At 70.5% G+C, this 12,645-nt stretch carries 14 protein-coding genes; 9 read left to right on the forward strand and 5 right to left on the reverse strand.

The window, feature by feature from the left end; all coding sequences use genetic code 11:
- Positions 1 to 445: 23S rRNA (adenine(2030)-N(6))-methyltransferase RlmJ (gene rlmJ, locus Q0M60_RS06285; RefSeq protein ID WP_296817385.1), on the forward strand; the 445-nt coding region annotated here is incomplete at its 5' end.
- Here rlmJ and Q0M60_RS06290 read toward each other — a convergent pair.
- Positions 442 to 1,380, reverse strand: a complete 939-nt coding sequence (locus Q0M60_RS06290; protein WP_296817387.1) for an endonuclease/exonuclease/phosphatase family protein — start codon at positions 1,378 to 1,380, stop codon at positions 442 to 444. The genes rlmJ and Q0M60_RS06290 overlap by 4 nt on opposite strands.
- Before the next feature lie 74 nt (positions 1,381 to 1,454).
- Here Q0M60_RS06290 and Q0M60_RS06295 point away from each other — a divergent pair, with 74 nt between their 5' ends.
- Positions 1,455 to 1,907 carry a DUF4112 domain-containing protein gene (locus Q0M60_RS06295; protein ID WP_296817389.1) on the forward strand — a complete coding sequence of 151 codons (453 nt, stop codon included), beginning with the start codon at positions 1,455 to 1,457 and terminating at the stop codon, positions 1,905 to 1,907.
- Positions 1,908 to 1,914: 7 nt separating this feature from the next.
- Here Q0M60_RS06295 and Q0M60_RS06300 read toward each other — a convergent pair whose 3' ends face one another.
- From Q0M60_RS06300 to Q0M60_RS06315, 4 genes are all read right to left on the reverse strand, one after another.
- Positions 1,915 to 4,146 carry a TonB-dependent receptor gene (locus Q0M60_RS06300; protein WP_296817392.1) on the reverse strand — a complete coding sequence of 744 codons (2,232 nt, stop codon included), beginning with the start codon at positions 4,144 to 4,146 and terminating at the stop codon, positions 1,915 to 1,917.
- Between the two features lie 106 nt (positions 4,147 to 4,252).
- Positions 4,253 to 4,837: an NAD(P)H-dependent oxidoreductase gene (locus tag Q0M60_RS06305; protein WP_296817395.1), complete on the reverse strand. Its 585-nt coding sequence runs from the start codon at positions 4,835 to 4,837 to the stop codon at positions 4,253 to 4,255.
- 69 nt (positions 4,838 to 4,906) lie between these two features.
- Positions 4,907 to 5,509 (reverse strand): response regulator FixJ, encoded by a 603-nt coding sequence (gene fixJ, locus Q0M60_RS06310; RefSeq protein ID WP_296817397.1) that lies wholly within the window; start codon positions 5,507 to 5,509, stop codon positions 4,907 to 4,909.
- Entirely contained in the window at positions 5,499 to 6,968 is a 1,470-nt protein-coding gene (locus Q0M60_RS06315; RefSeq protein ID WP_296817400.1) for a PAS domain-containing sensor histidine kinase, read from the reverse strand. The genes fixJ and Q0M60_RS06315 overlap by 11 nt, the downstream gene beginning before the upstream one ends.
- A gap of 125 nt (positions 6,969 to 7,093) precedes the next feature.
- Between Q0M60_RS06315 and Q0M60_RS06320 the strand changes: the two genes are divergently transcribed.
- The 7 genes from Q0M60_RS06320 to Q0M60_RS06350 form a co-directional block, all read left to right on the forward strand.
- A complete protein-coding gene (locus tag Q0M60_RS06320; protein WP_296817403.1) occupies positions 7,094 to 7,729 on the forward strand; it encodes a helix-turn-helix domain-containing protein in 636 nt (211 codons plus the stop codon).
- A 120-nt stretch (positions 7,730 to 7,849) separates the two neighbouring features.
- Positions 7,850 to 8,191 (forward strand): cytochrome c, encoded by a 342-nt coding sequence (locus Q0M60_RS06325; protein WP_296817406.1) that lies wholly within the window; start codon positions 7,850 to 7,852, stop codon positions 8,189 to 8,191.
- A 26-nt stretch (positions 8,192 to 8,217) separates the two neighbouring features.
- A complete protein-coding gene (locus tag Q0M60_RS06330; protein ID WP_296817410.1) occupies positions 8,218 to 8,805 on the forward strand; it encodes an NAD(P)H-dependent oxidoreductase in 588 nt (195 codons plus the stop codon).
- A gap of 65 nt (positions 8,806 to 8,870) precedes the next feature.
- Complete coding sequence (locus Q0M60_RS06335) at positions 8,871 to 9,866, forward strand: beta-ketoacyl-ACP synthase 3 (protein ID WP_296817413.1); 996 nt, start codon at positions 8,871 to 8,873, stop codon at positions 9,864 to 9,866.
- A 1-nt stretch (position 9,867) separates the two neighbouring features.
- Positions 9,868 to 10,833, forward strand: coding sequence for an NAD(P)-dependent oxidoreductase (locus tag Q0M60_RS06340; RefSeq protein WP_296817416.1), 966 nt, complete (start codon positions 9,868 to 9,870; stop codon positions 10,831 to 10,833).
- Positions 10,830 to 11,618, forward strand: a complete 789-nt coding sequence (locus tag Q0M60_RS06345) for an MBL fold metallo-hydrolase (RefSeq protein ID WP_296817419.1) — start codon at positions 10,830 to 10,832, stop codon at positions 11,616 to 11,618. Before Q0M60_RS06340 ends, Q0M60_RS06345 begins: the two co-directional genes overlap by 4 nt.
- Positions 11,615 to 12,645: hypothetical protein (locus Q0M60_RS06350; RefSeq protein ID WP_296817421.1), on the forward strand; the 1,031-nt coding region annotated here is incomplete at its 3' end. The genes Q0M60_RS06345 and Q0M60_RS06350, both read left to right, overlap by 4 nt.

Consider the following 12,645-nt stretch of genomic DNA (forward strand, 5'->3'; position numbering starts at 1 on the left):
GGCCGAGCCCAAGGGGCTGAAGGCCGAGGCCCGCCGCGCCGACGGCTACGCCACCGTGCGCGAGGTCGCCCGCGAGGCCGGGCGGCTGTTCGTCCTGATCGACCCACCCTTCGAAAAGTCCGACGACTATGACCGCGCCGCCGACACGGCGGCCGCCATCGTGCGGGCCAAGTCGCCGCCGCCCTGCGTGGCAATCTGGACGCCGCTGAAGGACCTGGAGACCTTCGACGGCTTCCTGCGCCGGCTGAAGACGGGTGGGGCGGAGAAGGTGCTGGTCGCCGAGGCGCGGCTGAGACCGCTGCATGACCCGATGAAGATGAACGGTTGCGCCATGGTGGTGGTCAATCCGCCGGTGGTCCTGCGCGACCAGGCCCAGGCGATCTGCGACGAGGTGGTGCGGACCCTCGGCGACCCCGGCGGCCTGGCGAAGGTCTGGACGCTCTAGGGCAGGTCCAGGTCCACGATCACCGGGCGGTGGTCAGAACCGGTGGGGGCGCCCTGCTCGGAATGCAGGGGCCGGATGTCCGGCGAGGCCAGGACATGGTCGATGGCCAGGCGCAGCGGGCCGGGCGCGAGCGCGGGCCAGGTGCCGTGAGCGTCTGACGCGAGCTCCAGGCCTGTCGTCCCGAGCGCATGGCGGAGCGCCCGGCCGGGGGGCGGGGCGTTGAAGTCGCCGGCCACCACGGTTCGCGTCGGGTGGGCGCCCAGGCGTTCGGTGAGGCGATCAATCTGCCAGATCTGTCCGGTGGTCGGCTGGAACGGCCAGGGTCGGGTCAGGTGCAGGCCGAAGACGCGGACCGGCCCGGCGGGCGTCTCGACCTCGGCGGCCACCACCGGCAGGCCGTCCATGACGTCCTCCTGGATGGAACTGATGGGCCACCTCGAGGCGACCACCGAGCGCGCCGCGCCGCTGGGACGGTCCACCCGGCGCGTGACCACGCGGTGCGGGTAGTCCGCGAGCACGCCGTCCAGCGCCGCCGCCGCCGCGTCCCCCAATTCCACCAGCACCACCACGTCGGGCTCGGCCGCGGCGATGGAAGCGGCCAGCCGGTCGGTATCCTCGTTGCGCGCCCAGGTATTGGCGACATAGAGCCTCAGGTCGGCCTCGCCGCCACCGGAGCGTGACGGTGCGTAGGGCGCCAGGGACGCGACCAGGCCCGCGCAGGCGGCCAGCGTCACCAGCGCGGGCCCGGGCCGGCGCATCAGCACCGTCAGCACGAACCAGGCGACCGCGCAGGTCAGCATCGGCTTTGCGAACAGCACCACGAGATCCGGCGCGTGGTGGTCGAGTCGGGCGAGCGCCAGCCCGGCGCCGGCCAGGAGTCCCAGGCTCGCGCCCCAGACGACGAGGCTCCACACGGATTTGAAAACAGTGTTCAACGGCACGGTCCAATGGTGAACGGTACAGCTTTCCCCGCGTTTAAGCACCCGGCCTTGTCGGCCCGGAGGATCCCATGGCCCGCACGGTCCGCGACATCGAGAAGATCTGGCTGAACGTCGAGGGGGTGAAGAAGCTGTCGGACCGCGTCATCGGCATCGGTCCGTTCGGCGTCGGGATGGACGGCCTGCTGACGTGGATTCCCTGGGCCGGCGACGCCTATACCGTCGGGGCCGGTGCGTGGCTGATGATCCAGGGGCTGCGCGCCCAGGCTTCTCCCGCCACCCTGTTGCGCATGGCGGCCTATCTGGCGGCGGACACCGCCACCGCCGCGGTGCCTTTCGCGGGCGCGGTGGTCGACACCGTCTTCGTCGCCCACGCCATGGCCGCCAAGGCGCTCCAGAAGGACATCGAGAGCACCCACTGGGTCGAGGCGTCCGAACGCGACGCCCGAAGCTCCGGCGACCACGAACGGCACGTCCGCGAGGGACGCGCCGCCGGCAAGCGCCGCGTGGTCTATCTGGGCTGAGCCGGGTCTACTGGCCGGTCTGCGGGGCTGAGAAGTCGAACGTCGGCGGCTGCTGCTGACCGTTGCGGGACTGGCCGAAGGTCCAGGTGAAGCCAACGTAGGCGGTTCGTCCGCCGAAGATCCGCTCGGCGCGGTCGGTGAAGTTCGGCGTCTCGTAGATGGTCGTGTCGCCGAAGCTGTCGAAAAGGTCCCGTACCGTCATCTGGAAGGCGAGGCGGTCGGTGATCGTCCGGCGATAGCCGAGGTTGACCATCCCCGACGGTTCGCGTCGGCCCTGGGCGAAGACGGTCTCGCCCGTCCAGAAGCCGCCGACCTGCAGGAAGTCCTTGGGCGTCGGCTGCCAGTTGAAGTTGATCCGGCCGCTGATCGTCGTGGCGTCGGCGTCCTGGCCGAAGCCCAGGTTCGAGGCGTCGATCTGCTGATTGTAGAAATTGACCGTCGCGCTGTAGCGCAGGGTCGGGTGCAGCCGCCCGTTGGCCACCAGCTCCAGGCCCAGCGCCCGGCTGAAGCCGAGGTTCTCAGGCCGCGTCAGCAGGACGCCGCCGCCGAGGTCGCTGACCACCTGGGTGAAGGCGTCCGAGGTGTCCCGATAGTAGAGGGTGGCCTGGTAGAAGGTCTGGTTGGCCCGGCTGAGCCAGGTCAGTTCGTAGGAGTCCGTCACCTGGGGCTCCAGGTCCGGATTGTCCGACCGGTAGTTCAGCGGATCGACGAAGATCAGGAAGGGATTCAGGTCGCCCGGCTGGGGCCGCTGGACCCGGCGACTGTAGCTGGCGCGCAGCTCCTGGGTTTCGGACAGCTGCCGCACCACGTGAAAGCTGGGATACAGGCGGAAATAGTCGTTTGAGACCTGAACGCCGCTGGTGATCTGGTCGAGGTCCAGGGTGACGTATTCGACGCGCAGGCCGAACTGCGCCGACACCGGTCCGAACGGCCGCTCATAGGTCCCGTAGATCGCCTGGACGGACTGATCGGCCTGGAAGCGGTTGGTGACCGTCGGGTCGACGACCAGGGTCGTGGGTGACGGACCGCGCAGCACGCGGTTGTCGAACTCGAGGTCGATGATCTCGGCCTCATAGCCGGCGCGCAGCTTGGCCTCACCGGACATGGGCCGGGTGTAGGCGCTGGCGAAGTTGATGGTGGCGGATTCGCGGCCGTTGGAGACGTCCTCATAGATCGACGGCGCGGCCGGCAGGGTGAACAGCCGCACCCCGTCCTGGTCGTAGCTGTTCTCGCCGACGTCGTAGCGCAGCTCGTTGGACCATTCGTGGCCCTCGCCGAAGGTGCGCAGCAGGCGCGCGGTCACGCCGGTGAACTCGCCGCTGAAGCCGCCGTAGCCACGCCGCTCGCTGGCTGAGACGAGGGCGCCCGAGGCGTCGTCGCCCTCGAACATCTCGACGCCGTCGCCGGCGCTCTCGAACTGCTGGCGGCGCAGCTCGCCGGTGAACATCAGGCCGTCGTTAAAGCGGTATTCCGCGCCGAGCCGGGCGTAGCGGCCGTCGATGACGACATCGACCTCCTGCGACTGGCGGCTCTCGAGCACATCGCCGGTCAGGGTGTCGATCTGTTCGCGGACCCGCTCGGTCGACATGATGTGACGGTCATGGCGCAGGCCGAAGTCGCCGGTCAGCGTCAGGCGATCCCGGGTCCAGGCGATATTGCCGCCGAGGTTGTAGCGCCCATCGCCGCCGACGTTGGCGCGGACCGATCCGCTGACCGTCGAGCCGGGGCGCACGAAGTTGGGCCGGGTGATCAGGTTGATCACCCCGCCAGAGCCATCCGGGCGATAGGCGGCCGAAGGATTGGTCATGACCTCGATGCGGCTGAACTGGTCGGCCGACATCTGCAGGATGGCGGGACCGCGGCCCTCGCCGCTGAGAATGGCCGAGGGTCGGCCGTCGATCAGGATGGTGACCGTCGGATCGCCGCGCAGGCTGACGTTCCCCTGGGGATCGACCTCGACCGAGGGGATGTTGCGCAACGCGTCGGCCAGGGTGCCGGTCGCCGCCTGCAGGTCCTCGGCCGTGCTGTAGCTGACCGAGTCGATGGAGGTTCGGATGTCGTTGGCGCGGCCGGTGACGGTGACGCCCTCGACGGCGGTGTCTTCCTCTTCCTCCTCGGCCTGTTGGGCGCCGGATTCGGCTTCCTCATCCGTGGGCGGCGGCGGCGTGGTCTGGGCGTAGGCCAGGCCGGGCGTGACGAGGGCGGCGCTGACGAGCAGCAGGGTGCGAAGGGCGATCATGCGACACTCGGCGGGGAGGCGGCCGGATCCCTATCCGGCTTTGTTTCCAACAGCTAACGACGGTCGCGGTCGCGCGGTAGTTACTTCTTCGTCATGCGGCGGGCTCTCAGCGGCCGGCGCGGCCCAGGGCCGTAACGTGCGCCAGCCAGGGCTGGGCCGTCGTGCGGTCGGACTCGCTCCCGACGCCGCCGAACATGGTCGTTCCCGTCCTCCGAATTCCGGCCAGGCCCAGCACCGACTTCTCGAATGACCGCACGCCGCTGGCTCCGAAAAACAGTCGGAAGGCGAAGGCCGGCATGCCCATGGTCACCACCAGCCGTACGGTCAGTCCCTCCAGCAGACCCTGGGGCATCTGGTTCTTGCGCCAACGCATGGTGAACTGCGGCCGGAACACCTGTTCGAAGAAGCCCTTGGTGAGCGCCGGCAGACCGCCCAGCCACAGGGGGAAAACGATCACCAGGTGGTCGGCCCACTTGATATCGCGCTGGACGTCGGCGATCGCCGGGGGCGGCGCGCCCTCGTTGAACTCGGCGGCCGAGCGCAGGAGCGGGAACTGAAGGGCGCCGACATCCAGCCGCCGGACCTCATGCCCGGCTTGGCGCGCCCCGGCCGCATAGGCCTCGGACAGGGCCCAGGCGAGGCGCTCGGGTGCTCGGTCGGGGTGGCCGTTGATGACCAGGATTTTCTTCATGGCGCGCCGTGGCTGGGAGAGGGGCGGGCCCAGTCTTCAGGCGAGGCGACGGCGGCGCCTTGATCCGGATCAAAACCGCCCGGCGCCGGCCTTCAGGCCGCTGCGAATCAGGTCGGCGTAGGTGTCGGCCTCCATCTTCGCCATGACCTTGGCCCGATAGATCTCGACGGTGCGCGGACTGATGTCGAGATCACGGGCGATCTCCTTGTTCGACTGTCCCGCCATCAGACCGTCCAGGACCTGGCGTTCGCGGGTGGACAGACTGGCCAGGCGCCGCGCGGTCTCCGCGTCGACCGGTTCCGAGGCCCCTGCCATGAGCGCCTGGTCGATGACCCTCAGCAGGGCGTCGTCGTCAAACGGCTTTTCGAGGAAGTCCGCCGCGCCCTTCTTCATGGCCTCGACCGCCATGGCGACGTCGGCGTGGCCGGTGATGACGATGACGGGCAGATCAGGGTGTGCGGCCTTCAGCCGTTCGACCAGCTCCAGGCCGCTCATCTCGGGCATGCGCACGTCGGTGACGACGCAGCAGGTCTCGCCGTCCACGGCCGCGACGACCTTGGTCGGGTCGGAGAAGGCCCGCACCTTGCGGTCCGCGGACTCCAGCAGGAAGGCCAGCGAGTCCCGGGCCGCCTCGTCATCATCGACGACGAAGACCGTTTGCTCAGCGCCCATCGTCCTCCTCCGCTGCGTCCAGCAGGGGCAGGGTCAGTTCGAAGCACGCCCCGCCCTCCGCGCGGTTGGTGGCGCGGATTCTGCCGCCGTGAGCCTCCACGATGGTCCGGCAGATGGAAAGGCCCACGCCGAGCCCTGCGGCCTTGGTGGTGACGAAGGGCTGGAAGAGGTGGTCGAGCACGTCCTGCGCCAGTCCAGGGCCGGTGTCGGTCACCACGAGCCGCACGAAGCCGGGCTCGGCGGCTTCGGATGTGACACGCAGATCGCGGCGTTCGCTATCGGCCATCGCCTCCATCGCGTTGCGGACAAGGTTCAGGATGACCTGCTGGATCTGCACCTTGTCGACCAGGACCGTGTCGAGGTCTGGATCCAGCCGGACCTGGAGGCGGACGCCGAGCTGCTTGCCGCCGACGAAGGCCAGGGCGACGGCCTCCTCGGTCAGTTTCGACAGGCTTTCGGCCCGGCGTTCGGCCTCGCCCTTGGCGACGAAGTTGCGCAGCCGGCGGATGATCTCGCCGGCGCGCTGAGCCTGGTCAGCGGCCTTGGCGAGCACCTCCTGGGCGCGCTCGCCCGTGAGGCCGTCGGGCGTACTGGTCATCCGGCGAAGGCCGTTGAGGTAGTTGCCGATCGCCGACAGCGGCTGGTTCAGCTCGTGGGCCAGGGTCGAGCTCATCTCGCCCAGCGCCGTCAGCCGGGTGACGTGCACCAGCTCACCTTGAAGCTCATGCAGGCGCGCCTCGGTCTCCTGACGCTCGGACAGATCCCTCACGAAGCCGGTGAACAGGCGTTGGCCGGGATCCTGGACCTCGCCGACCGACAGCTCCATGGGGAAGGTCGAGCCATCCTTGCGCTCGCCGGTGACCACGCGGCCGATACCGATGATGCGACGTTCCCCGGTCGTCCGGTAACGCTCCATGTAGCGGTCGTGCTGCTCTCGATACGGCGAGGGCATGAGCATGCTCACGTTCCGGCCGAACACCTCGGCGGCCGAATAGCCGAACAGCCGCTGCGCCGCCTGGCTGAACGAGCGGATCAGGCCTTGGTCGTCGATCACGACCATGGCGTCCGGCACGGTGGCCAGGATGGACTCCAGATGCGCTTCGCGCAGGCGCAGCTCGCGGTTGGCGTCCGCGGCGCGGCGGCTGATCGAGGTCAGGTGCCTCCCGAACAGGCCCGCCGCCAGGCCCAGCACGATGAAGACCGCCGAGGCGAGCCAGGCCGGGTCGGCGCCGCCCACGACCATCAGGGTGTTGACCGCCACCAGCGCCACTACCGTCGCCACGATGGCGCAAGGCAGACCCCCGACCAGCGCCGCGGCGTAGACGATGGGCGTGATGGTCAGGAAGATCAGGCCGGGCCCCGCCCCGGCCCGGGTCAGCAGATAGGCCACCGGCGCGGCGGCGGCGGGCGCGGCCGCCAGCCCCCACGCCAGGTATCGGCGATCCAGTCTGCTGATCATGGGCCACGCATTCCACTTCGCCCCGGTGGTGGCAAGCCGACTAGGTAGTTCTCCTTAAGCGCCCGACCCGAATATTGCGGCGCCGCCCGGCCCCCTAACTTCGGTCACGAAGAGGGGAGGCCGCCATGAGCATCCGAAATCCGTCCGCTGCCGGTGGGGTCATCGACCCGCTGAGCGCCCTGGGCGAAGTGCGTGCCTATCGCGACGGCGCCGAGGTCTGCTCGCAGGGCGGGTCCGCCGACTGCGTCTATCGGGTCGTCTCTGGCGTGGTTCGGACCAGCCGCCTGACCGAGGACGGGCGCCGCCAGATCGGCGACTTCCACTTCGCGGGCGACCTGCTGGCGCTGGACGACGGCGAACAGCACGCCTTCACCGCCGAGGCGCTCGGCGCCTGCGAGGTGCTGGTGATCCGCCGCCGCACGCTGGAGGCCCAGGCCGGCCAGGACATCACCGTCGCCCAGGCCCTGTGGCGGGCCAGCGCCGAACGGCTGCGCAAGATGCAGGGCCACCTGATCCAACTGGGCCGCAAGACCGCCATCGAGCGCGTCGCGGCGGTCCTGGCCCAGTTCGCCGAGCAGGTGGAACGCGACGTCATCGACCTGCCGATGAGCCGTCAGGACCTGGCCGACTACCTCGGCCTGACCATCGAAACCGTCTCCCGGATGATCTCCCAGCTTCAGGCCAGCAAGGTCATCCGGCTCACCACCCTTCGCCAGATGCGCATCTGCGACCCGCAGGCGCTGCGCCAGCTGGCCGCCTGATCAAGGAGGAGCGCGTATGCCCGCTGATTCTCAAATCGTCGTCGGTCTCGTGATCGCGGTGTTCATGGCCTTCGGCCTCACGCTCGCGGTCGTCGCCCACTGGTCGCAGGGTCGCTGAGCGTGCCCTGGCTCGCCATCCTGTGGCTGATCCTCGGCGGCCAGCCGAGCCAGCCGCCGGGTCCCCCGGCGGAGCTGGAGGTGTCGGTCATCCGGGGCGAGCGCATGGCCGTCGAGCGCTGCGGCGGCTGCCATGCCGTCGGCGCCGACGATGACAGCCCCCTGGCCGCCGCCCCGCCCTTCCGGACCATTCCCGGCCGCTATCCGGTCGAGAACCTTGAGGAGGCCCTGGCCGAGGGGATCATCGTCGCCCACGATGCGCCCATGCCGACTTTCCAGATGGAGCCGGACGAGATCGCCGATATCCTCGCCTACATGCGGACGCTGGATCCCGCAGACAGCTGATCCGGCGCGCGGCAAGCGAGGACGCCATGAAGCACGCCGTCATCCTGGCCCACCCCCGGCCGCGGTCCTTCACCCGGCTTCTGGCCGAGACCTATGCGGCCGCGGTCCGGGACCGCGGGCAGCAAGCCGATCTGGTCGATCTCTACGCCATCGGCTTCGACCCCCGGCTCCAGGCCGAGGAGATCGCCTCCGGCGGGCCGGCCACGCCCGCCACCGACGTCCAGGCCGAGCGCGCGCGTCTGAAGGACGCCGACGTCTTCTGCCTCGTCTATCCGATCTGGTTCGGCGGCCCCCCAGCCATCCTCAAGGGCTATGTCGAGCGCGTCTTCACCGCCGGCTTCGGCTATCGCAGCATCAAGAGCGGCGGGACCGATCCGCTGCTCAAGGGCCGCAAGCTGCTCAGCCTGACCGCCTCAGGCTCGGAGAACACCTGGCTGGTCGAGAGCGGTGGCTGGGAGGCGGTGCGGAAATCCTTCGACCATCGCATCGCCGGCGCCACCGGCCTTGAAGTGCTGGATCACGTCAACTTCGGCGGGGTCGACGCCGACATGGACCCGGCCCGGGTCCAGGAGGCCGTGGACGGGGTCCGGGCGCTCGTGGAAGAGCTGTTCTAGAGGCGCTTCTTCCCCAGCGAAATCAGCGCTAGGCTCGACGACGGGGCGTGTCGCAGGGTGCAGCTATGGCCAGGATCGGGCCGAGGATCGCGGGCCTGGGCGTGTTCCTGCCCGAGCGCAGACTCTCCTCCAGTGAGCTCGACGCCCGCATCGGTCAGGCCGAGGGCTGGATCGAAGCCAACTTCCGCATCCGCGAACGCCGCGTCGCCTCGCCTGAGGAGACCTCGTCGCGCATGGGCGCCCAAGCCGCGCGCCGGGCGCTCGCCGCCGCCGGGCTGGCGCCGGCCGACCTGGATGTCCTTGTCGGGGCCTGCGGGGTGATGGAGCAGCCGATTCCCGGCACCGCCGTCCTGATCCAGCACGAGCTGGGGCTAGGCGCCTCTGGCATGCCGGCGTTCGACGTCAACGCCACCTGCCTGTCCTTCCTGACCGCCCTCGACGTCGTGGCCATGGGCGTGCGGGCCGGGCGCTGGCGCCGCGCCCTGATCGTCTCGGCCGACATCGCCTCGGCGGGCCTGGATTTCTCCGACCCCCAGGGCTCGGTCATCTTCGGAGACGGCGCGGCCGCGGCCGTCATCACCGCAGACGAGACTGGATCGGACCTGCTCGCCTACCGGCTCGAGACCTATTCGGAAGGGCGCGACCTCTGCGTGCTGGAGGCCGGCGGCACCCGGGTGCGGCCAGAGACAGACATGGAGGCCTTCCTCAAGGCCACGCGCTTCCGCATGGACGGCCCCGGCGTGTTCCGCGCGGCCGGCCGACGCGTGCCCGCCTTCGTCGACCGGGTGCTGGCCGAGGCGGGCGTGAGCCGTGACGAGATCGCGCTTGTCGTTCCGCATCAGGCCAGCGCGCACGCGCTCGACGTCCTGCCACGGCTGGTGGGCTTTGACCGCGACCGCTTCGTCGACATCCTGGCCGATCACGGCAACCAGATCGCCGCCTCGCTGCCGACCGCGCTCGCCCGCGCTGTCGAGGCCGGGCGGCTGAAGCGCGGCGACCTCGTGCTGCTGCTCGGCACCGCCGCCGGCCTGTCGCTGGGCGCGGCGGTGGTGCGCTACTGAGATGCGGGTCCTGGTCACGGGCGCGACCGGCTTTCTCGGCGGCCGGGTCGTCGCGGCCCTGGTCGCGCGTGGTGATGAGGTCGTGGCGACGGGCCGGGCCGTGGATCGAGCTCCGGGCGGGGTGAGCTTCGTCCAGGCCGACCTGGCCGGAGCAGGCGCACCCGAGCGACTCCAGACGATAGGCCGCGTTGACGCGGTGGTGCACGCCGCGGCCCTGTCCTCACCCTGGGGACCCTGGCCGGCCTTTCGGCGTGCGAACGTCGAGGGCACGGACGCGGCGCTGGCCGCCGCACGGAGGCTTGAGGCGCGCCGCTTCGTCTTCGTCTCCTCGCCCAGCGTAGCCTTCCGCTTCGCCGACCAGTTCGGGGTGCTCGAGGCGGATCCTCTGCCCAAGCCCGTCAACGCCTATGCGCGCAGCAAGCAGGCGGCCGAGGAACGGGTGCTCGCCGCCCGCGATGTCGGCCCCATCGTCCTCAGGCCGCGCGGCCTGTACGGGGCGGGCGATACGGCCCTTCTGCCCCGACTGATACGGGCGGCACGGTCCGGACCCCTGCCCCTGCTGCGCGACGGCCAGGCGCGGACCGACCTGACCCACGTGGACGATGTCGCCGCCGCCGTGATCGCCGCGCTCGATGCGCCGAGCGAGGCGGAGGGGGCTGTGTTCAACGTCTCGGGCGGAGAGGCCCTGTCCGTGGTCGCCGTGGCGGAGACGGCTGCGGCCCGGGCGGGTGTCGCGGTCCGGTGGCGGTCCGTGCCGGTCGCCGCGGCGCTCGCCGCCGCGCGGACCGCCGAAACGCTCTGGAGCCTCGCGCCCGGCCGGCCGGAGCCCCCGATCACCGCCTACGGGATCGGCCTGTTCGCCTATTCCCAGACGCTTGATCTGACGGCCGCCCGCGAGCGGCTGGGCTGGTCGCCCGGAATCAGCTGGGAGGAAGGTCTCGACCGCACCTTTCGTAGCGCCCCATGAGCGCGGAGTTTCCGACCTCCGCCCTGGTCGCGGCGCCCGAGCGGCTTGTCCTGAAGGATGGGTCCAAGGCGGTGCTCAAGCTGCCGGTGCGCTACGGCCTGTTCCTGCGAAACGGGCGGCCCGCCCTCATCGACACAGGCTACACCTCCCGCGTCACCGAGGGTCCGCGCAGCCTGGCCCTGAAGCTCTACGCGGGGGCGCTCCAGCCTCGTCTCCAGGCCGACGGCCTGATGGCGGCGGCGCTCGCGGCCCACCGGTTTGAGCCTTCCGACGTCAGCGATGTCATCATCACCCACTTTCACGCCGACCATGTGTCGGGCCTGAGAGACCTGCCGAATGCCCGCTTCCACGCCAGCGCCGCAGGCTACGAGCGGCTGAAACGCGCCGGGGCGCTCGGGCGGCTGCGCCACGGTGTCTTCTTCGAGCTGCTGCCAGTGGACTTCGCGGACCGGCTGACAGCGTTCGAGGCGGCGCGCCGCGTCGAGGCGCCGCTCGGTCTCGGACCGGCCGCCGACCTGTTCGGCGACGGATCGGTCCTGGCCGTGGACCTGCCCGGCCACGCCGCCGGTCATCATGGCGTGCTGTTCGCCGGTGACCCGCCCGTTCTCTACGCCGCCGACGCGCAATGGATGATGGCGGCGTTCGACGACCGGGCGCCCGGCTTACCGGCCTCGCTGGTCGCCGAGGACCTGGCGGCCGCGCGCGACACAGACGGCCGCATCCGGCGCTTTCGCGAGGCCGGCGGGCGGGTCGTGCTGTGCCACGACCCGGCGGCGCTGCCGTGAAGCCGCACGCCGTTTTCGCCCTGGCCGCCTTCCTCGAGACGCGCCGGCTGCAGCGCAGCCTGCGGACGCCCGAGGACGTGGCGCGGCATCGCGAGCGTCGCCTGCGGGCCTTCTTCCGCCACGTCCCGCGCGCGCCCTTCTACGCCGGTATGAAGCCGAGGCGCCTCGAAGACCTGCCCATCGTCGACAAGGCTCAGGTCAACGCCCGGTTCGAGGCCTTCAACATCGCAGGCGTCACCGCCGACGAGGCCTGGGCGGCGATCGCGGAGGGCCGCCGTGTCCGAGGGCTGATCGCCGGATGCAGCACCGGCACCAGCGGCAATCGCGGCCTGTTCCTCGCGAGCGAGCGCGAGCGCTTTGTCTGGCTCGGCGTCATGCTGGCCAAGGCCCTGCCGGACGTCCTCAGCCGCCGCCATCGCGTGGCCCTGGTCCTGCCCGCCGCCAGCGAACTCTATGAGGCCGCGCCAGACTCCGGGCGGTTGGCGCTGCGCTTCTTCGATCTGAGGGCGGGACTGGCCGCCTGGCGCGACCAGCTCGACGCGTATCGGCCCGACGTGATCGTCGCGCCGCCCAAGATCCTGCGCGCCCTGGCCGAGTCGCCGGGAGCGCTCGCCCCGGCCCAGGTCTTCTCGGGCGCCGAGGTGCTCGATCCGCTCGACCGCGCGGTCATCGAGACGACCTTCGGCGTCACGGTGCGCGAGATCTACCAGGCGACCGAGGGCCTGTTCGGTGTCGCCTGCGAGCGCGGCGTGCTGCACCTGTGCGAGGACACGGTCGCCTTCGAATGGGAGCCGGTCGCTGGGTCGCGTCTCGTCCAGCCACTGGTCACCGACTTCACGCGGCGGACCCAGGTGATGGCGCGCTACCGCATGAACGATCTGCTCGACTTCGCCGAGGAGCCCTGCGCCTGCGGCTCGCCGCTCCGGGCCGTGCGGGCCATCCACGGGCGTCAGGACGACATCTTCGACCTCGGCGCGCTCGTCACGCCGGACATTTTGCGCAACGCCGTCGTCGACGCCGACCGCCG

Source organism: Brevundimonas sp. (genome assembly GCF_024711105.1).
Lineage (GTDB): Bacteria > Pseudomonadota > Alphaproteobacteria > Caulobacterales > Caulobacteraceae > Brevundimonas.